The organism is Pseudomonas mandelii (assembly GCF_002251635.1).
In the GTDB taxonomy this organism is placed as follows: domain Bacteria; phylum Pseudomonadota; class Gammaproteobacteria; order Pseudomonadales; family Pseudomonadaceae; genus Aquipseudomonas; species Aquipseudomonas mandelii_B.
In genome coordinates this window covers 1-26,822 of the sequence record NZ_NMOJ01000221.1, presented here as the reverse complement: position 1 = coordinate 26,822, position 26,822 = coordinate 1, and the positions used below count along the sequence as shown (strand labels likewise).

General features: G+C 58.6%; 24 protein-coding genes and 1 tRNA gene. 10 read left to right on the top strand and 15 right to left on the bottom strand.

Going from position 1 to position 26,822, the window contains the following annotated elements; translation table 11 throughout:
- Positions 1 to 145 precede the first annotated feature (145 nt).
- From B7L09_RS27030 to B7L09_RS27020, 3 genes are all read left to right on the top strand, one after another.
- Positions 146 to 886 (top strand): phosphoadenylyl-sulfate reductase, encoded by a 741-nt coding sequence (locus tag B7L09_RS27030; RefSeq protein ID WP_094471432.1) that lies wholly within the window; start codon positions 146 to 148, stop codon positions 884 to 886.
- A gap of 569 nt (positions 887 to 1,455) precedes the next feature.
- Positions 1,456 to 2,991 carry an NCS1 family nucleobase:cation symporter-1 gene (locus tag B7L09_RS27025; protein WP_094471431.1) on the top strand — a complete coding sequence of 512 codons (1,536 nt, stop codon included), beginning with the start codon at positions 1,456 to 1,458 and terminating at the stop codon, positions 2,989 to 2,991.
- Between the two features lie 57 nt (positions 2,992 to 3,048).
- Positions 3,049 to 3,777: an aspartate/glutamate racemase family protein gene (locus B7L09_RS27020; protein WP_094471430.1), complete on the top strand. Its 729-nt coding sequence runs from the start codon at positions 3,049 to 3,051 to the stop codon at positions 3,775 to 3,777.
- A 97-nt stretch (positions 3,778 to 3,874) separates the two neighbouring features.
- Here B7L09_RS27020 and B7L09_RS27015 read toward each other — a convergent pair whose 3' ends face one another.
- Positions 3,875 to 4,798, bottom strand: coding sequence for a LysR family transcriptional regulator (locus tag B7L09_RS27015; protein WP_094471429.1), 924 nt, complete (start codon positions 4,796 to 4,798; stop codon positions 3,875 to 3,877).
- 125 nt (positions 4,799 to 4,923) lie between these two features.
- Between B7L09_RS27015 and B7L09_RS27010 the strand changes: the two genes are divergently transcribed.
- Positions 4,924 to 5,670: a 3-oxoacyl-ACP reductase family protein gene (locus B7L09_RS27010; RefSeq protein ID WP_094471428.1), complete on the top strand. Its 747-nt coding sequence runs from the start codon at positions 4,924 to 4,926 to the stop codon at positions 5,668 to 5,670.
- Between the two features lie 118 nt (positions 5,671 to 5,788).
- Here B7L09_RS27010 and B7L09_RS27005 read toward each other — a convergent pair whose 3' ends face one another.
- Entirely contained in the window at positions 5,789 to 6,484 is a 696-nt protein-coding gene (locus tag B7L09_RS27005) for an HAD-IA family hydrolase (protein ID WP_094471427.1), read from the bottom strand.
- A gap of 252 nt (positions 6,485 to 6,736) precedes the next feature.
- On the opposite strand from B7L09_RS27005, the gene B7L09_RS27000 reads away from it, so the two are divergent.
- The gene (locus B7L09_RS27000; RefSeq protein WP_094471426.1) at positions 6,737 to 11,593 is read left to right on the top strand and encodes an RHS repeat-associated core domain-containing protein; all 4,857 of its coding nucleotides are present in this window, start codon (positions 6,737 to 6,739) and stop codon (positions 11,591 to 11,593) included.
- A 2-nt stretch (positions 11,594 to 11,595) separates the two neighbouring features.
- Entirely contained in the window at positions 11,596 to 11,991 is a 396-nt protein-coding gene (locus B7L09_RS26995) for a hypothetical protein (protein WP_094471425.1), read from the top strand.
- Between the two features lie 56 nt (positions 11,992 to 12,047).
- Here B7L09_RS26995 and B7L09_RS26990 read toward each other — a convergent pair whose 3' ends face one another.
- The 8 genes from B7L09_RS26990 to B7L09_RS26950 all read right to left on the bottom strand — a co-directional run bounded on the left by B7L09_RS26990 (position 12,048) and on the right by B7L09_RS26950 (position 16,203).
- The gene (locus B7L09_RS26990) at positions 12,048 to 12,257 is read right to left on the bottom strand and encodes a hypothetical protein (RefSeq protein ID WP_094471423.1); all 210 of its coding nucleotides are present in this window, start codon (positions 12,255 to 12,257) and stop codon (positions 12,048 to 12,050) included.
- An 880-nt stretch (positions 12,258 to 13,137) separates the two neighbouring features.
- On the bottom strand, positions 13,138 to 13,347 hold the full coding sequence (locus B7L09_RS26980; RefSeq protein WP_094471423.1) for a hypothetical protein: 210 nt from the start codon (positions 13,345 to 13,347) through the stop codon (positions 13,138 to 13,140).
- A 106-nt stretch (positions 13,348 to 13,453) separates the two neighbouring features.
- Positions 13,454 to 13,636 carry a hypothetical protein gene (locus B7L09_RS26975; RefSeq protein WP_094471422.1) on the bottom strand — a complete coding sequence of 61 codons (183 nt, stop codon included), beginning with the start codon at positions 13,634 to 13,636 and terminating at the stop codon, positions 13,454 to 13,456.
- A 125-nt stretch (positions 13,637 to 13,761) separates the two neighbouring features.
- The gene (locus tag B7L09_RS26970; protein ID WP_010456581.1) at positions 13,762 to 14,190 is read right to left on the bottom strand and encodes a glycine zipper domain-containing protein; all 429 of its coding nucleotides are present in this window, start codon (positions 14,188 to 14,190) and stop codon (positions 13,762 to 13,764) included.
- A 193-nt stretch (positions 14,191 to 14,383) separates the two neighbouring features.
- On the bottom strand, positions 14,384 to 14,755 hold the full coding sequence (locus B7L09_RS26965) for a hypothetical protein (RefSeq protein WP_010456583.1): 372 nt from the start codon (positions 14,753 to 14,755) through the stop codon (positions 14,384 to 14,386).
- Between the two features lie 334 nt (positions 14,756 to 15,089).
- Positions 15,090 to 15,275: a hypothetical protein gene (locus B7L09_RS32520; protein WP_094471421.1), complete on the bottom strand. Its 186-nt coding sequence runs from the start codon at positions 15,273 to 15,275 to the stop codon at positions 15,090 to 15,092.
- Positions 15,276 to 15,461: 186 nt separating this feature from the next.
- Complete coding sequence (locus B7L09_RS26955) at positions 15,462 to 15,782, bottom strand: YbjQ family protein (protein ID WP_094471420.1); 321 nt, start codon at positions 15,780 to 15,782, stop codon at positions 15,462 to 15,464.
- A gap of 331 nt (positions 15,783 to 16,113) precedes the next feature.
- Positions 16,114 to 16,203 (bottom strand) — tRNA-Ser (locus B7L09_RS26950).
- Positions 16,204 to 16,511: 308 nt separating this feature from the next.
- Between B7L09_RS26950 and B7L09_RS26945 the strand changes: the two genes are divergently transcribed.
- The 3 genes from B7L09_RS26945 to B7L09_RS26935 all read left to right on the top strand — a co-directional run bounded on the left by B7L09_RS26945 (position 16,512) and on the right by B7L09_RS26935 (position 19,271).
- On the top strand, positions 16,512 to 17,201 hold the full coding sequence (locus tag B7L09_RS26945; RefSeq protein WP_094471419.1) for a crotonase/enoyl-CoA hydratase family protein: 690 nt from the start codon (positions 16,512 to 16,514) through the stop codon (positions 17,199 to 17,201).
- 214 nt (positions 17,202 to 17,415) lie between these two features.
- Entirely contained in the window at positions 17,416 to 18,138 is a 723-nt protein-coding gene (locus tag B7L09_RS26940) for a 1-acylglycerol-3-phosphate O-acyltransferase (RefSeq protein WP_094471418.1), read from the top strand.
- A gap of 161 nt (positions 18,139 to 18,299) precedes the next feature.
- A complete protein-coding gene (locus B7L09_RS26935; protein WP_094471417.1) occupies positions 18,300 to 19,271 on the top strand; it encodes a magnesium and cobalt transport protein CorA in 972 nt (323 codons plus the stop codon).
- A gap of 55 nt (positions 19,272 to 19,326) precedes the next feature.
- On the opposite strand, the gene B7L09_RS26930 is transcribed toward B7L09_RS26935, so the two are convergent.
- The 3 genes from B7L09_RS26930 to B7L09_RS26920 all read right to left on the bottom strand — a co-directional run bounded on the left by B7L09_RS26930 (position 19,327) and on the right by B7L09_RS26920 (position 23,524).
- Positions 19,327 to 20,055 carry an amidotransferase gene (locus B7L09_RS26930; protein WP_094471416.1) on the bottom strand — a complete coding sequence of 243 codons (729 nt, stop codon included), beginning with the start codon at positions 20,053 to 20,055 and terminating at the stop codon, positions 19,327 to 19,329.
- 95 nt (positions 20,056 to 20,150) lie between these two features.
- A complete protein-coding gene (locus tag B7L09_RS26925) occupies positions 20,151 to 22,295 on the bottom strand; it encodes a 3-hydroxyacyl-CoA dehydrogenase NAD-binding domain-containing protein (RefSeq protein ID WP_094471415.1) in 2,145 nt (714 codons plus the stop codon).
- A gap of 23 nt (positions 22,296 to 22,318) precedes the next feature.
- A complete protein-coding gene (locus B7L09_RS26920) occupies positions 22,319 to 23,524 on the bottom strand; it encodes an acetyl-CoA C-acetyltransferase (protein ID WP_094471414.1) in 1,206 nt (401 codons plus the stop codon).
- 591 nt (positions 23,525 to 24,115) lie between these two features.
- On the opposite strand from B7L09_RS26920, the gene B7L09_RS26915 reads away from it, so the two are divergent.
- Positions 24,116 to 24,937, top strand: a complete 822-nt coding sequence (locus B7L09_RS26915; protein WP_094471413.1) for a c-type cytochrome — start codon at positions 24,116 to 24,118, stop codon at positions 24,935 to 24,937.
- A 118-nt stretch (positions 24,938 to 25,055) separates the two neighbouring features.
- On the opposite strand, the gene B7L09_RS26910 is transcribed toward B7L09_RS26915, so the two are convergent.
- Positions 25,056 to 25,871 carry a transglutaminase family protein gene (locus tag B7L09_RS26910; protein WP_094471412.1) on the bottom strand — a complete coding sequence of 272 codons (816 nt, stop codon included), beginning with the start codon at positions 25,869 to 25,871 and terminating at the stop codon, positions 25,056 to 25,058.
- Positions 25,868 to 26,818 (bottom strand): alpha-E domain-containing protein, encoded by a 951-nt coding sequence (locus B7L09_RS26905; protein WP_094471433.1) that lies wholly within the window; start codon positions 26,816 to 26,818, stop codon positions 25,868 to 25,870. Before B7L09_RS26905 ends, B7L09_RS26910 begins: the two co-directional genes overlap by 4 nt.
- Positions 26,819 to 26,822 lie beyond the last annotated feature (4 nt).

Here is a 26,822-nt window from a genome sequence, read left to right as displayed (position 1 = left end):
AGTTGAGCGAGCAAAAGGACTGCCGAACTCTAGCGACTCAGGCTGCCCCGCGCAACGCACAGGGCGCGCCCGCCGCTGCAGGATTTTGTTACCATCAGCCCTATATAGAGCGCCCAGCGCCACCGACCTGTAGGAAGCCGCCCTGATGAGCCCATCGTTCGATGTCGTGGAACTCGCCACGACCTATGCCAACAAATCCGCCCAGGACATCCTCAAACTNGCGTTCAGTCAGTTCGGCGATGACCTGTGGATTTCCTTCAGCGGCGCCGAGGACGTGGTGCTGGTAGACATGGCCTGGAAGCTGAACAAGAACGTCAAGGTATTCAGCCTCGACACCGGCCGTCTGCACCCGGAGACCTACCGGTTTATCGAGCAGGTGCGCGAGTTCTACAAGATCGACATCGAGCTGATCTCGCCGGACCAGCGCGCGCTGGAACCCTTCGTCAAGGAAAAGGGCCTGTTCAGCTTCTACAAGGACGGCCATGGCGAATGCTGCGGCGTGCGCAAGATCGAGCCGCTGCGCCGCAAACTGTCCGGCGTAAGCGCCTGGGCCACCGGCCAACGCCGCGACCAGAGCCCCGGCACCCGCAGCCAGGTGGCGGCACTGGAGGTCGACAGCGCTTTCTCCACCCCGGAACGTACGCTGTACAAGTTCAACCCGCTGGCGCAGATGACCAGCGAGGAAGTCTGGGGTTACATCCGAATGCTCGAGTTGCCNTACAACAGCCTCCACGAGCGCGGCTTCATCAGCATTGGTTGCGAACCCTGCACCCGCCCGGTGCTGCCGAACCAGCATGAACGTGAAGGCCGTTGGTGGTGGGAAGAGGCGACGCAGAAAGAATGCGGGCTGCATGCGGGGAATATCATCAGCAAGTCCAAGGCCTGATCCCGCCTGGCGAAATTCATTGTAGGAGCCGGCTTGCTGGCGAAAGCGGTCTTTCAGTTGATGAATCTTTTGACTGACACACTACAATCGCCAACAAGACGGCTCCTACAGGTTTCATTTCAAGTCGACTAAATTTGTACACACAAATGTCACCATAGGTGCCATTTATGTGTGCACTTTTAGTTTCTGCGCCCCAAAAGGTTACATCCTTCTCTCCTGACCTCCCCTTTCTCGATTTCCCACGACCCGTACCGAAAAATAATTACCTGTTCAATCGGTCAATTTATATCGCCTTTTTTTCAGTCACTTATCATTTCCATCTAACAAAACGAAATTAACAACGACTTCCATAGGTCCGTAACTGGCATGGTTATGGCTTAAGTTCATATATGTTTTGTATACAATTACAACAGAACATACACACACTTTAGATCCGCAAGCCTGAAGCGCCCTATCCCGTACAGGCTGCAGATGCCCCGTAACCAATGATGCTTATTGCCCGCGACGAAGATTTGTCGAGCCCACGCTCATGCACAGTCATCGCGACGCCAAGCTCGGAGCCTGCCGGAATGCGTACTAGCCTCTCCAATAACAACATCGCGCTGGATCTGCCCTCCTTTCCACCCACCGCTCAAGATCAAACTTTTCAAGAACCTGTGGTGCTCAGTCCTCGTTTGCACAACAAGGACCTGGCGCCGACCAAGGCCGAAGGCCGACGCTGGGGCCGCTACAGCATCTTCGCGCTGTGGACCAATGACGTGCACAACATCGCCAACTATTCGTTTGCCATTGGCTTATATGCGCTGGGCCTTGGTGGCTGGCAGATTCTGTTGTCCCTGGGCATCGGCGCGGCGCTGGTGTATTGCTTCATGAACCTCTCCGGTTATATGGGGCAAAAGACCGGCGTGCCGTTTCCTGTCATCAGCCGGATCAGTTTCGGCATCCACGGAGCGCAGATTCCTGCATTGATCCGTGCTGTTATCGCCATCGCCTGGTTCGGCATTCAGACGTACCTGGCGTCCGTGGTGTTTCGCGTGTTGCTGACGGCGGTGCATCCCGGCTTCGCCGACTACGACCACGACTCGATCCTTGGCCTGTCGAGCCTGGGCTGGGNGTGTTTCGTGGCGATCTGGTTTGTGCAACTGGCGATCCTNGCGTACGGCATGGAAATGGTACGGCGCTATGAAGCGTTCGCCGGGCCGGTGATTCTGCTGACCGTCGCCGCCCTCGCCGCCTGGATGTACACCCAGGCCAACGCAACCATCGCCTGGTCGATCCGCGAGCCGCTGAGCGGTGGCGAGATGTGGCGCAACATCTTTGCCGGCGGCGCGTTGTGGCTGACGATCTACGGCACGCTGATTCTCAACTTCTGCGACTTTGCCCGGTCCTCGCCGTGCCGCAAAACCATCCTGGTCGGCAATTTCTGGGGCTTGCCGGTGAATATCCTGGTGTTTGCCGCCATCACCGTGCTGCTCTGCGGTGGGCAGTTCCAGCTCAATGGCCGGGTGATCGAAAGCCCGACCGAAATCATCGCAGCGATCCCCAACACCTTCTTTCTCGTGCTGGGCTGCCTGGCATTCCTGATCGTCACCGTGGCGGTGAACATCATGGCCAACTTCGTCGCACCGGCCTTTGTGTTGAGCAACCTGGCGCCCAAGTACCTGAACTTTCGTCGTGCCGGGCTGATCAGCGCCACCGTGGCGGTGCTGATCCTGCCGTGGAACCTCTACAACAGCCCGCTGGTGATCGTGTATTTCCTGTCCGGACTGGGCGCGCTGCTGGGGCCGCTGTACGGGGTGATCATGGTCGATTACTGGCTTGTACGAAAAGGTCAGGTCAACGTGCCGCAGTTGTACAGCGAGGACCCCAACGGCGCTTATTACTACAGCCGTGGGGTCAATTTACGCGCCGTAGCGGCGTTTATTCCTGCCGCGTTGATCGCCATCGTCCTGGCGCTGGCGCCGGGTTTCCACCTCGTTTCACCGTTCTCGTGGCTGATTGGCGCCGGGATCGCCGGAATGCTCTACCTGATCATCGCCAAACGGCAGCCCCATTACGCCGACGTCAGCGGTGAAAGCATCGCGGTCGACAACGTCTGCCACTAATCCACTGGCGGCCCGGCAGCGACGGGCCGCAGAACCACCCTGCAATAAGGACTGCTCATGCGAATTCTCGTGGTCAACGTCAACACCACCGAATCCATCACCCAGGCCATCGCCCGTTCCGCCCAGGCGGTGGCCGCGCCGGGAACGGAAATCGTCGGCCTCACGCCGTATTTCGGCGCCGACTCCATGGAAGGCAATTTCGAAAGCTACCTGGCCGCTATCGCCGTGATGGACCGGGTGATGGCCTACGACCAGCCCTTCGATGCCGTGATCCAGGCCGGTTACGGCGAACACGGTCGCGAAGGCTTGCAGGAATTGCTCAACGTTCCGGTGGTGGACATCACCGATGCGGCGGCCAGTACGGCAATGTTCCTCGGTCATGCCTACTCGGTGGTCACCACCCTGGACCGCACCGTGCCCCTGATCGAGGACCGGCTGAAACTGTCGGGGCTGTGGGACCGTTGCGCGTCGGTGCGGGCCAGTGGCCTGGCGGTGCTGGAACTGGAATCCGATCCGCAGCGGGCGCTGGAGGCGATTGTCCGTCAGGCGGAACTGGCGGTAAAGGAAGACAAGGCTGAAGTGATTTGCCTGGGCTGCGGCGGCATGGCCGGGCTGGATGAACANATTCGCCAGCGCACCGGCGTGCCGGTGGTGGATGGAGTGACGGCGGCGGTGACCATTGCCGAATCCCTGGTTCGGTTGGGGTTGTCGACTTCCAAGGTGCGGACGTATGCGACGCCGCGACCGAAGAACATTATTGGTTGGCCGGGGCGGTTCGGTCGCTGAGTTTACAAAGGTAAACCGAGTCGTCCCCATCGCGGGCAGCCAANCCTGTGGGAGCGTGGCTTGACCGCGATGGGGACGACTCGGTATCAAGCCAAACTCAAACCGCACTGAACCGCTGCCCCAACCCCTGCTCCGNAAACTGCTCAATGATGAAGTCCACAAACGCCCGGGTCTTGCCGGGCAGCAGTTTGTGCTCCGCGTAATAGATAGAAATGTTTCCGTCGTCGACATACCAGTCCGGCAACACTCGTTGCAACGTCCCGGCCTGCAGATACCCCGCCGCAAACGGCATGCTCACCAACGCGATGCCCAACCCCTGGGCCGCTGTCGCACACGCCGCTTCCGAATCACTCATGGTCATACGCGCCTTGAGCGTCAGCGGGTTGTGTTGCTGATTACGACTGGTCAATTGCCAGGAACGCACCCGACCGGTTTGTGGGGAACGGATCAGGATGCCGTCGTGGTCCTTGAGTTGATCGGGCTCGACGATCGCAGGCCGCGCCGCCAGATACCCGGCCGAAGCCACCAACACCCGATGCGCCGGCGTCAGCTTGCGCGCCACCACGCCTTGCGGCAGCTCGAATCCCCCACCAATCGCCGCATCGAAACCCTGAGCGATCAGATCGACCTGACGGTTATCGAAATGCCAATCCGGGTTGATCGCCGGAAAACGCCGCAGAAACTCGCCCAGCAAGGGCACCACATATAAACGCCCGAACACCGTGCCCATGCTGACCTTCAGTGTTCCCGCCGGCCGACCCTCGGCGCTGGCGAGGTTGGCCACCGCATTCTGGATTGTGTGCAAGCTGGAACTGACTTCGCCGAGAAACAGATGACCGGCCTCGGTCAACGTCAGGCTGCGCGTGCTGCGCTGGAACAGCCGCACACCCAGCCGGGCCTCAAGCTTTGCAACACTTTTGCCCACCGCCGCGGGGGTCAGACTCAAGCGTCGCGCGGCTTCGGCGAAGCTGCCAACCTCGGCGCTGCGCACGAAGCATTCGATACTGCTGAAGGTTTCCATAGGCGCCACTATAAACTTCTGGTTTACACAGACTATCGCAATTGCCGTCTACACAGCGTGTAATCCCCAATCGATACTAGGCTCCATCAACCGAGACATCTCGCCTCGGGACTTCGGAGATCGTTATGACTACTCAAAACCTCAGCGGCAAAGTGGCTTTGATTCAAGGCGGGTCCCGCGGCATCGGCGCCGCCATTGTCAAACGCCTGGCCGCTGAAGGCGCGACTGTTGCCTTCACCTACGTCAGCTCCACGGCCAAAGCCGAAGCCTTGCAAGACAGCATCACTGGCAATGGCGGCAAAGCCCTCGCCATCAAGGCCGACAGCGCCGACGCCGAGGCCATTCGCAACGCCGTGACCACCACCGTAGAAACCTTTGGTCGACTCGACATCCTCGTCAACAACGCCGGCGTGCTGGCCATCGCGCCACTGGAGGATTTCAAGCTGGAAGACTTCGACCAGACCCTGGCGATCAATGTGCGCAGCGTGTTNATCGCCACTCAGGAAGCGGCCAAGCACATGGGTGAAGGCGGCCGCGTGATCAACATCGGCAGCACCAATGCCGAACGTATGCCNTTTGGCGGCGGTGGCCCCTACGCCATGAGCAAGTCGGCGCTGGTCGGCCTGACCAAAGGCCTGGCCCGCGACCTCGGCCCGCGCGGCATCACCATCAACAACGTGCAACCGGGCCCGGTCGACACCGACATGAACCCGGCCAGTGGTGATTTCGCCGACAGCCTGATCCCGCTGATGGCTGTGGGCCGTTACGGCAAAGCAGAGGAAATCGCCAGTTTTGTCGCCTACCTGGTAGGGCCGGAAGCCGGTTACATCACAGGGGCGAGCCTGACTATCGACGGTGGTTTTGGCGCCTGATGCGCTAGACGCAATTAAAATGTGGGAGCGAGCCTGCTCGCGAAGACGGTGTGTCAGGCGACATTGATGTCGTCTGACCTTCCGCTTTCGCGAGCAGGCTCACTCCCACATTTCTACATCAAGCCCATTCGAGGGCTGGCAAACCACAAGCACTCGGCTTGAACGCCTTCAACGAACGAAGAATGCCATCCGCGTGCGCATACTTTTCGTCAGCCATCGCCGCGTCGGGAATCGCAATCGCCGTCATCCCCGCCGCTTTCGCCGCCGTGACACCGAACGGCGAATCTTCGAACACCAGGCAGTCTTCGGGCGCAACGCCCAGGCGCCGCGCCGCCGTGAGGAAGATGTCCGGCGCCGGTTTGGCCGCGCCCACTTCAGGGTCATCGGCCGTCACAACAAAGTCGAACAGCGCGAACCAGTCGCGGTGCAAGGTGGTTTTCTGGCCGAATGACTGGCGCGAAGAACTGGTGCCGACCGCGATTGGAATGTTGTTGGCTTTCAAGTGCCGGACCAGTTCCTCGGCGCCAGGCATCGCCAGCGCTTGCGGAAAACGCTCGCGCATCAGCGGTTCGCGGATCACCAGAAACTCTTCGGCGGTGATGGGCAACTCCAGCGCCTCGACCACGTACCGCGCCAGATCACCCGCGCCACGGCCGATGATGTTCTGCTTGATACTCCAGTCGAAGACCCGACCGTAGCGCGCGGCAATCATGGACGTGACCTCGGTATAAATGCCCTCGGTGTCCAGCAGCAAGCCGTCCATATCAAAAATCACGGCCTTGATCGGGCCGTATTCATTCAGCGGTGCATTCATCGCATCTGATCCGTTTTCTAATGACATCCCAGAGGCGGCTCAGGTGCGGCCGGGTCCGTGATCGATTAAAGGATTCAGCAGCATAGCGAGCGCGGCGGCCATCGAGCAACGGGCAATCCCTGACAGATACAAAAAGTGCTCGTCGTCATTTAGCGATTTTCCCTACATAAAACGCCTCCTTTCCCGACTTCTTTACCCGTTGATCCCAAGCAAAGTCTCGCGCTCAAACTTGATCTGCGCGAGGGACTGCGAATGTTCGTACCTGACAAGGTACTGGCCTTGAATAACGCCATCGGCTTGCTGGTGGTTGCCGCCATGGACCCCGAGCAGCCGGATGTCGAAGCGCTGCTCGGTGACTTCCGGCTTTGCCTCAATGACTACGACGCCTGGGCCGAAAGTTTCTGGACCGGCAAGGCGCTGGATATCGAACAGGTGTTCAAGGTCGGTCACGACGTTCGCCTGGTCGCGCCCAAGAACTCCACCACGCCTGTCAGTTCCACCGTCGCCGCGTGCCGGGCGGCGGGTCCCCTGACGCTGGTGCACATGTTCGACGCAGCGCGGTTCGTGCCGATCGGCAACACCCCGGTGATGCTTGAGCCTTTGAACGCTGACGGTACGTTCGGCAAGCCGGTTTATGACGAGATCGGCCCCAGCGGCATCCTCGAAATCCGCGAGTGCGAACGCAGCCTGCGTTACCGCATCACCTTCTTCCCGAATGTTTCCGCTGAACATGTCAAAGCGCTTTATGCCTCTTATCAAGGCGTCATCAGAGGTCTGGAAGGCTGGCTGCGTAACGAGTGGACGATCGAATTCGAACCCTCATGGGCCGAGTTCGCCGAGGCCGGTTTCATCAAGCGTTACGGCCTGCTGCAACAGGCCGACTGGCGCGGTTTCGAGAATTCGCTGAACGGGTTGTGGGATGACGTGAAGCAGATCTACGAGTTGATCGCGGACCTGCAAGCGAACAGTGAAAAACTCCTTGAGTACCTGACCGAAACCGAACTTGAAACGCTGCTGGAGGCTTCAGCGCAATCCATCGCCAATCTGTTGCTGGTGTTGAGTGATGAGCCGCTGATGTTCATTCATCTGGCGGCGATCACCAGTTGGCTGAGGATGTTGCCGCCGCAGTTCATTGCCGAAGTCGTGGCGGAGATTCGTACCGGAATATTGATCGGCTTCCTGCTCGCGCGCTTCACGGGTTCTGCCGGGTTGAAGCTTGGCATCAGCGCCAGGGTGTTGGACAAGGTCAAATCCGACCGCGCGCGCAACTGGCTGGCCGCCGCGAGCCTGAGGTTGGCCGGGCTGGAGGCCAAATCCGACCTGACGACCCACGCTGGGGTGCTCAAACCCCTCGCGGTCAATGTCCGAAATGCTCCGCTAAACCCCGCGCCCGCCGTGCCGTTGCAGATCAGCACGGGCACTACGCCAGTTTTGTTAGTGAAAAATCCGGTCGCCATTGCTCGCGACAAATCCGCAGCCATGACCCGGCTGGGCCGGCAGGAATACCGTGACGACGTTCCCGATCAAGCGAAAAACCCCAACGGCGACAGCGCCGATTGCGGGCCGCTGACTTGCACCAACGGATGCCCGGTGTCGATGGTCACCGGCGAAGAATTGCTGACACTCGACGATGGATCGCTTAACGGCTTGCTGCCTTTCGCGTTTACCCGGTTGTACCGAACCAGCGCCGTGGAAATGGATTGCGGGCTGGGTTGGGGATGGAGTCATTCGCTGGCGCATCGCCTGGAGCTGGACGCAGAACAGGTCGTCTGGACCGACCATGAAAACCGTCGCACGACGTTTCCACTGCCCAGTCTTTCGCGTCCGGCGATTCATAACAGCCTGTCCCGGTCGGCCATTTATCTCGGAAATAAACCTGAGGAGCTGATTCTTGCACTGGCCGGTGAGTCGTCACGGTTCTATCACTTTGAGAATGGTCGGCTGACGACCATCAGTGATGCCTACGACAACCGGCTGCACATCACCCGCGACCGTCAGGATCGCATTCAACGCATCGACAACGGTACAGGACGTTCACTGCTATTGCGTTACGAACGCCGGCACATCATGACGGTCGAGTATCAGTCGTTTCACTCCGCCGACGGGTTGGTGGATGCCTGGCATACCGAGCAAACGCTGATTGCCTACCGGTACGACGCGCGTCACCGCCTGATCGAAGCGACCAATGCTGCCGGCGAAAGCGAGCGGTACGACTACGACGATCAACACGTGATTCTGGAACGGCAGTTGGCCGGTGGGGCAAGTTTCTTTTGGGCGTGGGAACGGGCTGGCAAGGCGGCCAGATGTGTCAGGCACTGGGCGACTTTTTCGCAGATGGATACGCGTTATGCCTGGGATGACGACGGCGCAGTGCTGGTTAAAAACGTCGATGGCAGCGAAGAAGTTTATGTCCATGACGATAAGGCGCGATTGGTGCGTCGGGTTGAGCCGGATGGTGGCGAGCATCTCAAGGCCTACGACGACCAGGGCCGATTGACGACCGAGCGCGGTCCATCAGGGGCGATCACCCAGTATCGCTACGACGAGGTCGGGCGGCTGATCGCGCTGATTCCACCGGAAGACGAGCCAACGTCCTACGAATATCGCTACGGTTTCCTGCATGCGCGATATCGCGGTAAAGCGGTGTGGAAATACCGACGCAATGTTCAGGGGGATGTCACCGAGGCCATCGATCCCGATGGTCACATCACTCACTACCACTACGATGCTCAAGGACGGTTGCTGTCTATCCGTTACCCGGACACTGGCCGTCATGTGTTCGTGTGGGATGCCATCGGGCAACTGGTCGAAGAGACGTTGCCGGACGGCGGTCAGCGGCGTTTTTCCTACGATGTATTGGGTCGGCAGATAGCCCGCCAGGACGAACACGGCGCCGTCACTCAATACCAATGGGACGCCGTTGGCCGACTGATCCAGACGATTCTCCCTACAGGCGCCAGACGTGCGTTCAGTTACAACGCCTACGGCAAAATCACCGCCGAACGCGATGAACTGGGGCGCGTCACCCGTTTTGAATACGACGATGACCTGCACCTGGTCAGCCGCCGAATCAATCCCGACGGCACGCAGTTGCGTTATCGCTACGACAACGCCCGGCTGCTCCTGACAGATATCGAAAACGAATCCGGCGAACACTATCGACTGGACTACACGCCCGGCGGATTGATCCGACAGGAAACCGGCTTCGATGGCCGGCGTACAGCATATGCCTACGACCTCAACGGCCATCTACTGGAAAAAACCGAATTCGGTGATGACGGCTCGAAGCTGTTTACGAGTTACCAGCGGGATGCAGCCGGACGCCTGTTGGTCAAAAACCTGCCCAATGGTGTCAACGTCGAGTATCGCCATGACCGCCTCGGTCGATTGGTCAGCGTCGATGACGGCCAGGACCATCCGCTGGAGTTCGAGTACGACCAGCAGAACCGCCTGATCACCGAGCATCAGGGCTGGGGCACGCTGCGCTATGCCTACGACGCCTGCGGCAAACTCAACCATCTGCGTCTGCCAGACAACAGCAAACTCGACTATCACCACGCCAAGGGTGGTGCGCTGACAGCCATCGACCTGAACGGCACACGCCTTACAAGCCACACGTACAAGTCCGGCCGCGAGCTTCAACGCCAACAAGGCCTGTTGCTCAACCACTATGACTACGACGAACAAGGCCGCCTGAAAGGCCACGCCGTTAGCCAACACCATCAGCCGTTGTATCGCCGCGACTATGCCTACAGCGCCAACGGCAATCTCGAGCACATCGCCGACACCCGTCATGGCCAACGCAGCTATCAATACGATCCGCTCGACCGTCTGATCCGCGTCCGCCACTCCCGCGACCAGCAGCCCGAAAGCTTCGCCCATGACCCCGCCGGCAACCTGGTGATGCAGGATCGGCCCGGCCCCGCCACCCTAAAAGGCAATCGCCTGCTGATGCAAGGCGATCGCCATTTCGACTACGACGCCTTCGGCAACCTGATCCGCCAGCGACGNGGCAAGGGCCATCAACTCGTCACCGAATACCGCTACGACTGCCAGCATCGGCTGATCGGCATTACCCAGCCGAACGGCAACACCGCCAGCTACCGCTACGACGCCTTCGGCCGCCGCATCAGCAAAACCGTCGAAGGCCATACCACCGAGTACTTCTGGCAGGGCGACAACCTCGTCGCCGAAAGTGGCCGCGAGCATTACCGCAGCTACGTCTACGAACCCGGCACCTTCCGCCCACTGGCCATGCTCGACGGCAAAGGCCCGCGCCAGGCCTGCCCGTTCTACTACCAACTCGACCACCTTGGGACACCGCAAGAACTCACCGACTACGGCGGCGACATTATCTGGGCCGCGCAATACACGGCGTATGGCCGCCTGACACGCCTGAACCGCGATACCCATCAGGTTCTGGATCAGCCGTTACGGTTTCAGGGGCAGTATTACGATGCGGAGACGGGACTGCATTACAACCGGCACCGGTACTACAACCCGGACCTGGGACGGTATCTGACGCCGGATCCGAGCAAGTTGGCGGGTGGGTTAAACGGATATCAGTACACGCGCAATCCGACGGGGTGGGTTGATCCGCTGGGGTTGAATGATTGTCCTGGGGGGGATGGGTGTAAGAGGCCTTCGTTTGGGGATGAGGATCCGGCGGGGAAGGTGAAGGTTGATGAGGGGGAGCCCGCTGCTCCTTCCACGAAACCAAAGAATCGGTATTTGTACCGTGGAGACTCACGAGAAGACTGGGAAATTTTTGAAGCGGGTTTTGAGCCACTGGGAGACAGTATGGACCTCTACCTACACGCATTGGACAACCGGAGCCCTCCCAGCTTCTTTGTCAGTACTTCGACTTCAGAAAAGGAAGCTATAAAATTTGCAACGGGCTACGGATATGAAGACGGCTTCGTCTACGTAATAAAAAATATTCGCGGGATAGATGTGAATAAAAAACTCGGCATGATGTCGCCTCATAGTCGTGAGACTGAAATAGCTATGCCTGGAGGCGTAGACAGTCGAGACATTCTCGGTGTTACCCCCGTCAACGCCGATGGCAGCTATAAGGGCTACTCAATTCCTAACCCACGCAGGAAGTGATCATGAAAAAAACAATAGAAATCTCCATAAACACCTGCGGAGTTACTGAAAAAACCTCAATCGAATGCGACCGAAAAAATCTGACGTTAGCGTTCAAAATGAAAAATGGCCTGAGTAAAACGTACACGGCTCAAGATCTTTACGAATGCTTTGGGCTGTTGCGAGCCGATTTTCCAGAAATAAGTTTTCTATGCAAAGGTGCCAAACTCAATGTGCACCCATCACGCATGGCGTCGCAAATGGCTGGCGGAATAGTTGCGTATGAACTTCATATGGGACAACCCACTGATACAGAAGACGTGGTTAATATCTTCGATTTTGAAGAGACAGACATCACAAATGACATACAAGAACAAAGGGATTTCTATAAGCGCTGGCTCGAATCATTAGTGCACTAGCATGGGGGGCTATGNGATCGCTTTTTAATGGTGCCGCTCAATCGACGAATGGTTTTTCAACTCGGCTCACCGGATGCATCGTTACCGGCAATATCCGGATCTTCGGGCGTGGCCTCGACATCGCCACGTTTCACGTCATCAGTGGGCACTTGCTCAACCGCAGTGTCATCGTCAGGCGGACGTTGATCGCGACTCAAGGAATCGGTGGGCGAAGGCAGCGGGTATTCAGGGGTGTCGTCATCGTCGACTTTCGGATCAGCATTCATAAAGCACCTCTCGAAGGGCCTGAAAAGCAGGCCCTGANATTTCGAGAGCTGGGCAATGCTTGCGTTCGATCAGTGAGACGATCGGTCGATAGCACATCAACGCCGGTCAATCCTCGTCTTCTTCATCTTCTTCGACTCGACGTTTCCCTCATCCCAGCGTCATCGAAGTCGTTGAGCGGGACCGTTGCTTCATCCATCAACGATCCCGGATCTTCGTTGCCGGGGTCATTGATGAACGGAAGCCCACTCGGGCTAAGGCGACAGATTTATTTATGCCGGTGATCAATAAGGAACAATAACCAACTTTGCCCATCCATTTTTACAATCCGCTCGCCTATTCAACAAAAAGCCCAGCTCGTTGCTGGGCTTTGATTTTTGAATAACAGCCGGGCTAACCACCCGAACCACCAGTCCCACCCCCAGCTCCACCCGTCCCTCCTCCCGCACTCCCCGAACTTCCACCGCTCCCACCACCGCTCATCCCTGAACCACCAGAACTACCGGATCCTCCAGACCCACCTCCAGAACCGCTCCCAGTCGAACTTCCACCGCTCATCGACCCGCTTCCCGCCCCCGGGCTCGTGCTACTCCCGTTCGCATCACCAGCATTACCACCACCAATGGAGCCAGGCGGCAACGCCTTCCCGTTTCCATAACCCGCATTCATTTCAGTGGAAGGCGGCATCCCGCCCTTTTCAACCGGCGCGTCATTACCGGAAGATTGAGCAAACGCCGCCATTGAACTGACCGACAACACGCCGCTCACCGTCAGGACCATCAAGGTTGACCTGATCATGGTGCATCTCCTTTAAAAAGGTGCGTACCTGATATCTGGCAGCGATCGCTTTTTAATGGTGCCGCTCAATCGACGAATGGTTTTTCAACTCGGCTCACCGGATGCATCGTTACCGGCAATATCCGGATCTTCGGGCGTGGCCTCGACATCGCCACGTTTCACATCATCAGTCGGCACTTGCTCAACCGCAGTGTCATCGTCAGGCGGACGTTGATCGCGACTCAAGGAATCGGTGGGCGAAGGCAGCGGGTATTCAGGGGTGTCGTCATCGTCGACTTTCGGATCAGCATTCATAAAGCACCTCTCGAAGGGCCTGAAAAGCAGGCCCTGAAATTTCGAGGGCTGGGCAATGCTTGCGTTCGATTAGAAAGACGATCGGTCGATAGCACTACAACGCCGGTCAGTCTTCGTCTGCTTCCTCTTCTTCATACTCGAGGTTTCCCACATCGCCGGCGTCATCGGAATCGTTGAGCGGCACCGTTGCGTCATCCATCAGAGAACCCGGATCTTCGTTGCCGGGGTCATTGATGAACGGAAGCCCGCTCGGGCCTTTTTCTTCTTTGCCTTCGGTTTCAGGAGTCATGGCAGTCCTCTTAACGTTGGGGTGTATGACGTTCGAGGCGGCCTGCGACCAAACGTTCCGGGGTCCAGCGAGCAGATACGAAAAACCCGGCCTGGGCCGGGTTTCTGATATCACTCGATGTCGAATCAGTGATGTTTATTTTTGTGTTTGTTCTTGTGCTTGTTTTTGTGACCGCCCCCGGAATGGGAGCCGCCGTTGTCGTTGCCGAGGTTGTTGCCGACCGCACCACCCGCTGCGCCACCCAGGCCTGCGCCAATGGTCGAGCCGGTAGAACCGCCAAGGCTATTGCCGATCACCGAGCCGCCTGCCGAGCCTAATCCGCCGCCAATCGCTGCCTCTGTGCGACTGCCCTTGTTCGCACCCACCGCACTGCCCGCAGCGCCGCCAACGCCGGCGCCAATCGCTGCGCCGGTGCTGCCGCCCATTTGCTGACCCACTACGTTACCCAGTGCGCCGCCAAGGCCGCCACCCACTGCCGCAGTGCCATCACCGGCAGCCATTGCACCTTGAGCGACCAAAAGTCCCAGAAACAACGTGGACAATGTCAAACGCATGATATGAACCTCAAATTCCGCATCGGGGGTAAGAGTACGCATTGCGGATGGGCGTGAGTCTAGCACCTGCACTCACTGAATCCGGCCAGCGATGAAGGTTGGACAGCTGTAAATTCGAAGTCTGTGAAAAACGAAACATCCAGATACGAAAAGCCCGGCACATAGCCGGGCTTTTCGAGGTGATCGCTCAGGATCAGTGACGCTTGTGACCTTTGGCCAGATTGCTGCCCACGCCGCCGCCCAATGCGCCGCCCAAGCCTGCACCAATGGTCGAACCGGTCTTGCCGCCCAGGCTGTTGCCGATCACCGAACCACCGGCCGCGCCGACACCGCCACCAATGGCCGCTTTGGTGCGGCTGCCTTTCCGTGCGGCCACGGCACTGCCGGCTGCGCCCGCAACGCCTGCGCCGATTGCCGCGCCGGTGCTGCCGCCCATGCTCTGGCCGACCACGTTACCCAACGCACCACCCAGACCACCACCGATCGCAGCAGTGCCATCACCGGCAGCCATCGCACCTTGAGTCACCAGAAGTCCCAGAACCAGAGCAGGCAGTGTTAAACGCATGACGAAAAACCTCAAAAATAGGGAATACCGAAAAGCCGGGGATTGAATGCTTTCGAGGAGCAAACGTCCACACAAAATCCGCCGCTCCTCGCAATTGGCGACGTTTGGACAGCTTTTATGGAAAAGGTTTTATGACAGGCAAAAAAAAGCCCGCTGGGGAACGGGCTAGGGTACTGCTTTCTAACGGATGAGCTGAGACTACGTAGGCCGGTGTGAAAACTTTGTGAAAAAACATCAACAGAAAATTCTCGTTTGTCGGTCGGCCATTTTCGGGGTGTCGAGCCCCTCTAAAAATAAAAACCCCACTCATTGGCGGGGTTTGTCCGGTTGACCATTACTTCCTGGATGTCACTCTTTTGGGCAAAAACTTCGACCTGACCACTTTGGTCGCGGTGGATTTAACTTTGTTGATCTGGATCGGATCTTCACCGAAGCCCGCCACATACTCCGTCTGGCCACACTGCACACAATTGTTGATTGGAAATTCTGCCCCGTCGTCTTCGATATACGGATCAGCCATAGCCCTTCCCCTCTCAAAGCGGGATCGATACCGGCAAGCCCATTGCCTGAAAAATACCGACCACCAAGGCTTTTGAGACTAGCCGGTCATTACCGGACTTGTAATTCAGTTTTCCGCATGCCCGACGAATGGCCCCCGCCGCTTCCTACAAAATCAATTGACGATTAAACAGATTCATTCCGTCACTCACCTCAGCTTGACCGCCGTCCCGGTCACAAACACCACGACCATCCCGCCCTTGCCGGCCGGCATGCTGATCTCAAAATCGAGCCCCACCACCGCATCCGCCTGAAGCGCCCGTGCCCGCTCCTTGATCTCCTCGGTCGCCTGGATCCGCGCCTCCTTCAACGCCCGCTCCAGCGTCTGGGAACGCCCACCGAAGAAATCCCGCATGCCAGCGAACAAGTCGCGGATAACGTTGACGCCCTGCACCGACTCGGCGCTGACGATGTCCAAGTAAGCAGTGATTTGTCGGCCTTCGATGGCGTGGGTTGTGGTCGTGATCATGGGGATTCCCTCTTCATTCAGGCGCGCATTATTCCTAGGCGGCCAATCGTTGAAAACAAAAAGCCCAGCAGTGGCGCTGGGCTTCGAAACTCATGTATCGCTAATCTTCAAGCGTATTGGCAGAGTCAAAGAAGCTTGATCACAGAAGCCCCCATCCGCCTGGCGTTCCTGCATTACTTCCCACACTCCTCTCACTATTCCTACATCATTTTCAGAAGTGACTTCGCTCATTCGCTTGAGCCAACAACGGTGTCAAGATTCAAATTCTAACGCCAAAAACCACAAAACCCCTGATTTCTCTCGAAATCAGGGGTTCTGGTTACATCGAATTTGGCGGTGAAGGAGAGATTCGAACTCTCGATACAATTTCTTGTATACACACTTTCCAGGCGTGCTCCTTAAGCCACTCGGACACTTCACCGTATCTCGTCAAACCAGTTCAGTCTGTCGAGGCGCGCTAATGTAGTCGAAAGCCTTTCTGATGGCAAAGTTTTTTTGCAGAATTTTCATGTGCTTAGCGTTTTAGTCGTTCCTGTCGGTTCCGGGCGATGGCAAACCTGCCAATCTCCGGCTTCGCGCCCTCTTCTATAAGGAGAGGAATGCACGGCGGGAGTGGCGAGCTACGCTTGCCCGGCGGGGAAAGGGTGACTGGCGGGTCAGTCACGGCGCTTTACCTGGCCTGCGGCGGTGGGTAACGTCTGCCCCAACTTTCATACAAGGAATAGCGTCATGAGTGAGTTGATTTCCTACCACCTCGAAGACGGTATCGCGACCCTGACCTTGAGCAACGGCAAGGTGAATGCCATTTCCCCGGACGTGATTGCTGCGTTTAATGCTGCGCTGGATCAGGCGGTGACTGATCGTGCGGTGGTGATCATTACCGGTACGCCCGGGATTCTGTCCGGCGGTTATGACTTGAAGGTGATGACGTCCGGCCCGAAAGAAGCGGTCGCGCTGGTGACGGCCGGCTCGACGCTGGCTCGTCGTCTGTTGTCGCATCCGTTCCCGGTGATTGTGGCGTGCCCTGGGCATGCGGTGGCCAAAGGTGCGTTCCTGCTGTTGTCGGCAGATTATCGGATTGGTGTGGAAGGCCCGTTCAGCATTGGCCTGAATGAAGTGGCGATCGGCATGACCATGCACCACGCCGGTATCGAGTTGGCGCGGGATCGTCTGCGCAAGTCGGCGTTCCACCGCTCCGTCATCAACGGTGAGATGTTTAATCCACAGAGCGCCGTGGATGCCGGTTTCCTCGATGTGGTGGTGTCGGCCGAAGAGCTGCAAGGTGCTGCGCTGGCGGCGGCGCGTCAGTTGAAGAAGATCAACATGACCGCGCACAAGAACACCAAGCTGAAAGTGCGCAAGGCGCTGCTGGATACGCTGGACAATGCGATCATCCTGGATCAGGAACACATGGGTTAAGCCCGGACAGGCTGCACAGAAAAGCCCGACCGTCGTGTCGGGCTTTTTCATACGCACGCTGTTGAAAATCCCACAACCGCTCTAGCTCGCGTCTGACCCACAAGTCGGAAACATGCGCACAAACATCGCCTATCTCCTCCCTCTATAGGGGCAATTGCCGAATACAGTGCACATCCGTACACTGCGCCACCTTTTGTCCCGATGGGCCGCGTCGATGCTGTTCGTGTTTCGTATGTTATTGATGGGCCTGCACTTTATTCTGGCCGGTGTGCTTGGGGTGATTCTGGGCCTGTGCCGCCCGTTCAACCCGGACAACAGCCGATTGTGTGCGCGGCTGTATGCGTGGCCGGCGATGTGTATTTTGCGTTTGCGGGTGAAGACCGATGTCGGACCTTTGATGGATAAACCAGACAGCTGCGTGATCATCGCCAACCACCAGTCCAACTACGATCTGTTTGTGTTCGGCAACGTGGTGCCCCGCCGCACCGTGTGCATCGGCAAGAAGAGCCTGAAATGGGTGCCGCTGTTCGGCCAGTTGTTCTGGCTGGCTGGCAATGTGCTGATCGACCGCGGCAATGCGCACAAGGCGCGTCGCGCGATGCTCACGACCACGCATACCTTGCAGCATCAGGACACGTCGATCTGGGTATTTCCGGAAGGCACGCGCAACCTCGGCAAAGGCCTGTTGCCGTTCAAGAAAGGCGCGTTCCATATGGCGATTGCGGCAGGTGTGCCGATCGTGCCGGTGTGTGTCAGCAGTTACGTCAAACACATGCGATTGAACCGCTGGCGCAGTGGGAAAATTCTGATCCGCTCGCTCCCGGCGATTCCTACGGCCGGATTGAGCCTGGACGACATGCCCCTGCTGATGGCTCAGTGCCGCGAGCAGATGCGCGAATGCATCGAGTCGATGGACCGGCAACTCCAGGCCGCTTAACAATAAAACCCGCCTGGTGCGGGTTTTTTTCGCCTGTGAACTTTTGCCGGCGAACTCGGCAGATTTCATTGACTCTCAAGCAGCAGACAAGGCTAAGCTGAGCACGGCTTGCCACTGGGTCTTTGTTAATCAAAAGCGCTAATAAGAAGTGAACCAAAATCATGGGTAGAGTTGTTGCTGCTGCGGTTTATAGCGCCGGTAAGAAAGTCACCGATATTACCCTCGATGAGGGCGCGGCCTGGGCCGCCAAACCCGACCATTTTGTATGGATCGGCCTGGAAGAGCCCAACGCCCAGGAACTGGCCAACCTGCAACGCCAGTTCAACCTGCATGAACTGGCCATTGAAGACGCCTTGGAAAAACACAGCCGACCGAAGCTCGAAACCTTCGGCGACGCCTTGTTTATCGTCACGTATTCTCCGGTCCGGCATGAAGGCAAGCTGGTGTTTATCGAAACTCATATTTTCGCCGGTAACGGCTACATCATTACCGCACGCAACGGGCACTCAGCGTCCTACGNCCTTGTCCGCCAGCGTTGTGAGGCGCGTCCGCTGTTGTTGGAGCACGGAGAAGATTTCGTCCTCTATGCCATCCTCGATTTCGTCACCGAAAATTACCAGCCGGTGAGCGAGGCGATCCATGCCGAGATCGATGAGTTGGAACGCAACGTGTTGTGCAACNCGCTGAATGAACATGACATCCAGAAGCTGCACGGCCTGCGCCGGGACGTCTTGCGCTTGCGGCGTTATGCGGCGCCGATGGTCGAAATCAGCCAGGAACTGCAGAAGCTGAGCTTCCCGTTTATCGACAAGAACATGCGCCCCTATTTCCGTGACGTGCAGATCCACGTGACGCGGCAGATGGAAGACCTGACCACCCTGCGCGATATCGCCAGCCAGACCATTGAGATCGGTGTGTTGCTGGAGGCCTCACGCCAAAGCGTGGTGCAACGCAAGTTCGCCGCGTGGGCGGCAATTCTGGCATTCCCCACCGCGGTGGCGGGGATTTACGGGATGAACTTCCAGAACATGCCCGAGCTGCAATGGCACTACGGGTATTTCGCGGTGCTGGGGTTTATTGCGGTGGGGTGTGTAAGTTTGTGGGCGAGTTTCAAGAAGTCCGGGTGGCTTTGAAACGCTTTTGTGGCGAAGGAACTTGCTCCCTCGCCACACATTCACCGCAATGGTTTTAAACCGCTTTAGCTTCTGGCTTGTGCGCCACAAACCGCATCATCCACTCCGCAACGGTCGTGCCGTGATGCTCTTGCTCAAGGCTCGCCACACCTTTCGTATAAATCTGCTGACCCAGCGCCTCCTGCCGAATCTCCAATAACTCNCGGGAATAATCGTGGATGAATTCCGGGTGGCCCTGGAAGCACAGCACCTGGTCTTCGATGTGATACGCCGCATAGGGGCAGAAATCGCTCGAGGCGATGACCGTGGCGTTTTCCGGTAGCGACGTCACCTGGTCCTGGTGGCTGATCAACAAGGTCAGTTCTTCTCGAACCGGACTCATCCATGGCGCCTTGGCAGCGAGTTTGTACTTGTGCGTGCCGACGCCCCAACCTTGGGTCGCACGTTCGCTCTTGCCGCCCAACAGCAGCGCCAATAACTGGTGACCGAAACACACGCCCAGCAACTTGTCGCCGCGCGCATAGCGGTCGAGCAAGTAGGTTTTAAGGGTCTGGATCCATGGGTCGGTGCCGAAGGAATCGGCCTTGCTGCCGGTGACGAGGTAGGCGTCGAAGGTCAGATCGTCACTCGGGTACTCGCCCTGCATCACGTTGTACACGGTGAACTCGGCAGCGATGGGTTGCTGCGAAAACAGATTCTGGAACATCTGCCCGTAACCCTGATATTGATCGACCAGTTCCGGACGCAGGATGTCGGTTTCCAGAATNCAGANGCGTAACGACATAAAAAATACCTGACACGTGATGGGAATAATGCACACCCCAGAGCCTGCCTCGAAACACCGTAACAAGGCAAGCCCCGGAAGGCGTCATACGTCCCTTAGAAGGCCTCCCCTTTGGCGGCTTTCTCCAGCAGCAACGCCGGCGGCGCAAACCGCTCGCCATACTGCTGGGCCAGGTACTGGGCGCGGGCGATGAAGTCTTTCACACCGTATTGGTTGATGAACTGCAGCGCGCCACCGGTCCAGGCCGCGAAGCCGATACCGAAGATCGAGCCGACGTTGGCGTCCGCCGTCGAGGTCAGCACACCCTCCTCCACGCAACGCACAGTTTCGATGGCTTGCACGAACAGCAAGCGATCGCGCACATCCTTTGGCGAAATCTGCCCGTCGGCTTTCTCGAAACGGCTTTTCAGCTCAGGCCACAGATGTTTCTGGCCTCCGGCCGGGTACTCGTAGAACCCGCCTCCTGCGGCTTTACCAGGCCGCTTGTATTCGTTGAGCAGCAAGTCAATCACGGCGAATGCGGGGTGCTCAATCAGCGGTTTCCCTTCTGCTTGCAGGTCTTTGGCTGTTTGCTGGCGGATATGGCTCATGAGGCTGAGGGAAACTTCGTCAGAGATCGCCAGAGGCCCGACCGGCATGCCGGCCTTGCGCGCTTCCGTCTCGATCATCGGTGCGCTCACGCCTTCGCCGAGCATGGCAATGCCTTCGTTGGTGAAGGTGCCGAACACCCGCGAGGTGAAGAAGCCGCGACTGTCGTTGACCACAATCGGGGTTTTCTTGATTTGCAGTACGAAGTCGAAACCTCGTGCCAGGGTTTCGTCGCTGGTCAGGGCGCCCTTGATGATTTCCACCAGCGGCATTTTGTCGACAGGGCTGAAGAAATGCAGGCCGATAAACTTCGTTTGGTCCGGCACCGCAGTGGCCAGGCCGCTGATCGGCAAGGTCGAAGTATTGGAGGCGATCACCGCGGCCGGGCCGACGACTTTCTGTGCCGCCGAGGAGACTTTGGCTTTCAGCTCGCGATCTTCGAATACCGCTTCAATGATCAGATCGCAACCGGCCAGGTCTGCATCGCTTTCTGTGGTACGGATCCGCGCCAGAATCGCCTCGCGCTGCTCCGCAATCAACTGGCCGCGGGCGACTTTCTTGTCCAGCAGCGCCGCCGAATGGGCCTTGCCCTTCTCGGCAGCCGCCAGGTTGACGTCCTTGAGCACCACTTCAATGCCGGCCGAGGCGCTGACAAAGGCGATGCCCGCGCCCATCATCCCGGCGCCCAGCACGCCGACTTTTTGCGTGACGCAAGGCGCGAAGCCTTGGGGCCGTGAACGGCCGGCGTTGATTTCGTTGAGCTGGAACCAGAAGGTACCGATCATGTTTTTCGCCACCTGCCCGGTGACCAGCTCTGTGAAATAGCGGGTTTCGATCAGGTGCGCGGTGTCGAAATCCACTTGAGCGCCTTCGACAGCGGCACAGAGAATCTTCTCCGGCGCCGGCATGCAGCCCTGGGTTTTGCTGCGCAGGATCGACGGTGCGATGGCGAGCATNTGCGCCACTTTGGGGTTCGACGGCGTGCCGCCGGGGAGCTGATAGCCTTTNACGTCCCACCGTTGTGCGGCGGCCGGATTGGCAATAATCCACGCGCGCGCCTTGCTCAGCAGCTCATCGCGATCAGCGGCCAGTTCATCGATCAAACCCGCTTGCAAGGCCTGTTGCGGCCGGACTTTCTTGCCTTCGAGCAGGTACGGCAAGGCTTTTTCAATGCCCAGCATGCGCACCATACGCACTACCCCGCCACCGCCCGGCAGCAAGCCAAGGGTGACTTCCGGCAGGCCGAGTTGCACGGATGGATTGTCCAGCGCGACGCGGTGATGGCAGGCGAGGCAGATTTCCCAACCTCCACCCAACGCCGCGCCATTGATCGCGGCCACCACCGGTTTGCCGAGGGTTTCCAGGGTACGCAACTGGCCTTTGAGTGTCAGGACCATGTCGTAAAAGGCCTTGGCTTCGGGTTTGCCGACCTTGATCAGTTCGTTGAGGTCGCCGCCGGCAAAGAAGGTTTTCTTGCCCGAGGTGATGATGACACCGGCAATGCTGTCCTTTTCGGCCACCAGGCGGGCGACGCAGGCGGCCATGGCTTCGCGGTACACACTGTTCATGGTGTTGGCGCTCTGGCCAGGCATGTCGAGGGTCAGCACCACGATCTGGTCCTGGCCTTTTTCGTAACGAATGGCTTCGGTCATGACGAATTCCTTAAGGTCGGGGCTCAGAGGCGTTCGATGATGGTGGCAATGCCCATGCCGCCGCCGACACACAGGGTCGCGAGGCCATAGCGAAGACGCCGGGNTTCCAGCTCGTCGAGCAAGGTGCCGAGGATCGCGCAGCCCGTGGCGCCCAGTGGATGGCCCATGGCGATGGAGCCGCCATTGACGTTGACCCGCGCGGCATCGATACCCATATCCTTGATGAACTTGAGCACCACCGAGGCAAACGCTTCGTTGACCTCGAACAGGTCGATGTCTTCCACGCGCAAACCAGCCTTGGCCAGGGCTTTGCGTGTAGCAGGCGCCGGGCCGGTGAGCATGATGGTGGGGTCAGTGCTGGTAACCGCCGTGGCGACAATCCGCGCCCGCGGTTGCAGGCCCAGTTCACGGCCTTTGGCCTCAGAGCCGATCAGCATCAGCGCCGCGCCATCGACGATGCCGGAGCTGTTGCCGGGTGTGTGGACGTGATTGATCCGCTCCACCTGGCTGTAAACGCGCAGCGCGGTGGCGTCGAAGCCCATCTGCCCCATCATCTCGAAGCTCGGCTTGAGTTTGCCCAGGCCTTCCAGAGTGGATTCGGCGCGGATGAACTCATCGTGATCGAGCAGGATGATGCCGTTCTGATCCTGCACCGGCACCAGCGATTTGTTGAACGAACCGTTGGCTCGCGCCCGTGCTGCTTTTTGTTGGGAGTGCAGCGCGTAAGCATCGACGTCCTGGCGGCTGAAGCCTTCAATCGTGGCGATCAGGTCGGCGCCGACGCCTTGCGGGGTGAAATGGCTGTGCAGGTTGGTTTCCGGGTCGAGCACCCAAGCGCCGCCATCACTGCCCATCGGCACGCGGGACATAGATTCGACGCCACCGACCACCACCAGGTCTTCAAAGCCGGAACGCACTTTCATCGCGCCGAGGTTCACGGCCTCAAGCCCCGAAGCGCAGAAGCGATTGATCTGCACGCCAGACACGCTGACGTCCCAATCGGCGACTTGTGCCGCGGTCTTGGCGATGTCCGAGCCCTGATCGCCGATCGGCGTGACGCAGCCAAGTACCACGTCATCGACCTGGCTGGTGTCCAGCGACGTGCGCTGCTGCAACGCCGTGAGCAACCCGGCCACCAGATTTACCGGTTTGACGCTGTGCAAGGCGCCGTCGGCCTTACCTTTGCCCCGGGGCGTGCGTATCGCATCAAAGATCAAAGCTTGGGTCATGACGTCCTCGAAACTGGGCGAAATACTGAGCTTCCACCTTAGGCCGAGCGGCCATGGATTCAATGACCGCAATGCTCACTGGCGTTGACGGACACGCTCAGACGGACGGTCGCCCACGGCCGGATTAACCGATTCACGTCACCAAGCTGTCTAGCAAACGGGCGCCCAAGAAGCTGGCAATAGGCCTCATGCCTTTTTAAAAGCTTTAAGTGCGCGAACCATACGAAATGGATCTAAACCAAGCGTGACGCGGGCTCTAAGGTGAACATGTACGAAGTTGTCGTCGGGTTTTGCCGAGGCACTCGTCTTACAGGAAGTTCAACGCTCTGCCGTCATGGAGATATGCAGGCAGGCATCGGGAAATAACAAAAAAGGCGGTCAAGCCATGTTCAAGCATTCGAAAGTACGTCAAGCCGGGCTCATTCTTTTCGCCACTACGCTGTTGTTGATTTTGCCGAACCTGACCAAGGTGATCGGCTAGTCGGACTTCAAAAATACGGCGCCAGGTTTTTATATCGCCCTCTTAAAAATGTGACTGGCTCGCTACCCGGGCCAGCGTGGGTGTGCCAACCTTTGCGGCACTTCCACGACATGGACGGCGATCATTTGAAAACGCTCATTCTGTTCGGGGCCTTGCTGCTCAGCACGCCCTTGTATGCCGCACAGCTGAACCTCGAGCTGGGCGCGAGCAGTCGCACCTGGCAGACAGAGGAGTTGCTCAAGCACCCTCAGGTCCAGACCATCACCATCAGCGACGACGTTTCCTACAAGCGGGAGATGAGTTATCGCGCCGTCCCGTTGGCAGCCCTGTTGACCGGCATCAAGCCTGACGACCATCTGCAAGCCGTCGCGCTGGACGGGTTTGCCGCAGAGTTGTCCGCGGCGCCGTTGCTGAACGCCAAGGGCGCGCGCGCGTGGCTGGCGATTGAAGACCCGGCCAAGCCGTGGCCTGCGTTATCTGAAGGAAAACCGGGTGCCGGGCCGTTTTATCTGGTGTGGGTCGATCCGCAAGCCGGCAACATCAGCCCGGAGCAATGGCCATTCCAGGTGGCGAGTATCAAGCGCATGGCGCCGGTGGCCGAGCGCTTCCCTGCCCTGGTGCCTGATCCTGCACTGAAGGCGGATGACCCGGTGAATAAAGGTTTTGCGCTGTTTCAGAAAAATTGCCTGGCGTGTCATCGATTGAACGGTGCCGGGGATGCGCAGTTCGGGCCGGATCTGAATATTCCGTTTAATCCGACCGAGTACTTCGGGGCGGATTTTCTGAAGCGCTACATTCGAGATCCGCAGAGCTTACGGCAATGGCCTCAGGCGAAGATGCCGGGTTTTGCGCCGACGGTATTGCCGGAGGGGGATCTGGAGATGCTGGTGGGGTATTTGAAGCATATGGCTGGGCGCAAAGTTAAGCCCTGACACTTATCCCTGTGGGAGCAGGCTTGCCCGCGATGGCGGTGTGTCAGCCATGGAAGTGCTGACTGATAGGACGCTATCGCGGGCAAGCCCGCTCCCACAGAGGGTTGAGGCGTTCCGGTTATTGCTGTTGGACAGAGATAACCGGCGCAGGCATCGGCGTCGGCGAAACANACACCTTGGCATGCATCTGCTCATGCCCGCCGCCACGGCGCATGCCGCGTACCGGGCAGGCATCCAGGTAATCCAGGCCCACGGCCAGTTTCAAATGCCGTTCCGGCCGGGCCAGTTGGTTGGTCACGTCAAAGCTGTACCAGGCGTCATCCAGCCAGGCTTCCGCCCAGGCATGGCTGGCGAGGTGCGTGCTGTCCTCAGTGTACAAATACCCCGACACATACCGCGCCGGAATCCCCAGGCTGCGGGCACAGGCGAGAAACGCGTGGGTGTGGTCCTGACAGACCCCGGAACGCCCGGCGAAGGCCTGGGCGGCGCTGGTGTCCACTTCGGTGGAACCCGGCGTGTAGGTCATGTGCGAATTCAGGCCATGCATCAAGTCGATCAACGCCGTGCGATCCCGGCGTTTCTTGCATTCCTTCTCGGCAAACGCACGCAGAGCCTCGTCGGCTTCGGTCAAGCGCGTGAAACGCAGGAACGGCAGTGCCGACTGGCTTTCATGTTCGGCTTCGCGCAGTTCGTCGATGTCTACCTGGCCACGAGCGCCGATGATGATTGCGTCGTGGGGTTCATCCAGGGTCAGCACGTGCAGGATGTTGCCGAACGGGTCAACCTGCGCCCGCACCGGGCGCGGCAGGTCGAGTTGCCAGCTGAGCACATGCTGGCGCTCGCTGTCGTGGGGTGTCAGNCGCAGGTACTGGATGCTGGCNCGCACCTGATCTTCGTAGTGATAGGTGGTTTCGTGGCTAATGGAAAGTCTCATGCAGCCTCCAGGTAGGAACTGTAGATGGCGTCGCCCAACTGGCGGACCAAGGGAATAAAATCGGTCAGCCAGGCGTGCAGGCCTTCCTCGAGAATTTCATCGATGGCGGTAAAGCGCAGGCGCGCGTCCATCTCGGCGGCCAGGCGCTGGGCCGGGCGGCCATTGAGGCCGGGCAGGCTGGCGAGAATCTGGTCGATCTCTTCGCTGCAGGCCCGCAGGGAACGCGGGACGTCTGCGCGTAACAGCAGCAGCTCGGCCACTTGCCGGGCGCCGGGCGCGTCGCGGTAGATCTCGGTGTAGGCCTCGAATGAGGACAGCGCCCGCAGCAGCGCACTCCACTGGTAATACGCGTGAGCCGTGCCGTCACTGACCGCTTCAGCCTGATCGCCGGCCATTTCGTAGCGGGCGTCGAGCAGGCGCAACGTGTTGTCGGCGCGTTCGATAAAGGTGCCCAGGCGAATAAAACGAAACGCATCGTTACGCATGATGGTGCCGTAGGTAGCGCCTCGGAACAGGTGCGAACGCTCCTTGACCCATTCACAAAANCGGCTCATGCCATAGCGGCTCAGCCCNTGTTCGGCGATNCCGCGAATTTCCAGCCAGGTGGCGTTGATGTTTTCCCACATGTCGGCGGTGATTCGCCCACGCACTGCATGGGCACTGGCCCGCGCNGCGCCCAGACAGCTGTAGATGCTGGCCGGNTTGGCCGCGTCCAGCGCGAAGAAATGCAGCAGCCGCTCGGCGTGCAAATCACCGTGACGTTCCAGGTAATCGTCCAGGGTGCCGGTGATCAGCAGCGGCATGGCCAGTTCGTGCAGACCGTCACCGCGACCGTCCTGCGGCATCAGCGACAGCGAATAACTGATGTCGAGCATCCGTGCGAGGTTTTCNGCGCGCTCCAGGTAACGCGACATCCAGTACAAATCCGAGGCAGTTCTACTCAACATGGCA

Coding starts and splice junctions, on each gene's coding strand:
- B7L09_RS27005 (WP_094471427.1), bottom strand. CDS start 6,484: ATGAATGCACCGCTGAATGAATACGGCCCGATCAAGGCCGTGATTTTT.
- B7L09_RS26995 (WP_094471425.1), top strand. CDS start 11,596: ATGAAAAAAACAATAGAAATCTCCATAAACACCTGCGGAGTTACTGAA.
- B7L09_RS26990 (WP_094471423.1), bottom strand. CDS start 12,257: ATGAATGCTGATCCGAAAGTCGACGATGACGACACCCCTGAATACCCG.
- B7L09_RS26980 (WP_094471423.1), bottom strand. CDS start 13,347: ATGAATGCTGATCCGAAAGTCGACGATGACGACACCCCTGAATACCCG.
- B7L09_RS26975 (WP_094471422.1), bottom strand. CDS start 13,636: ATGACTCCTGAAACCGAAGGCAAAGAAGAAAAAGGCCCGAGCGGGCTT.
- B7L09_RS26970 (WP_010456581.1), bottom strand. CDS start 14,190: ATGCGTTTGACATTGTCCACGTTGTTTCTGGGACTTTTGGTCGCTCAA.
- B7L09_RS26965 (WP_010456583.1), bottom strand. CDS start 14,755: ATGCGTTTAACACTGCCTGCTCTGGTTCTGGGACTTCTGGTGACTCAA.
- B7L09_RS32520 (WP_094471421.1), bottom strand. CDS start 15,275: ATGGCTGATCCGTATATCGAAGACGACGGGGCAGAATTTCCAATCAAC.
- B7L09_RS26955 (WP_094471420.1), bottom strand. CDS start 15,782: ATGATCACGACCACAACCCACGCCATCGAAGGCCGACAAATCACTGCT.
- B7L09_RS26945 (WP_094471419.1), top strand. CDS start 16,512: ATGAGTGAGTTGATTTCCTACCACCTCGAAGACGGTATCGCGACCCTG.
- B7L09_RS26940 (WP_094471418.1), top strand. CDS start 17,416: ATGCTGTTCGTGTTTCGTATGTTATTGATGGGCCTGCACTTTATTCTG.
- B7L09_RS26915 (WP_094471413.1), top strand. CDS start 24,116: ATGGACGGCGATCATTTGAAAACGCTCATTCTGTTCGGGGCCTTGCTG.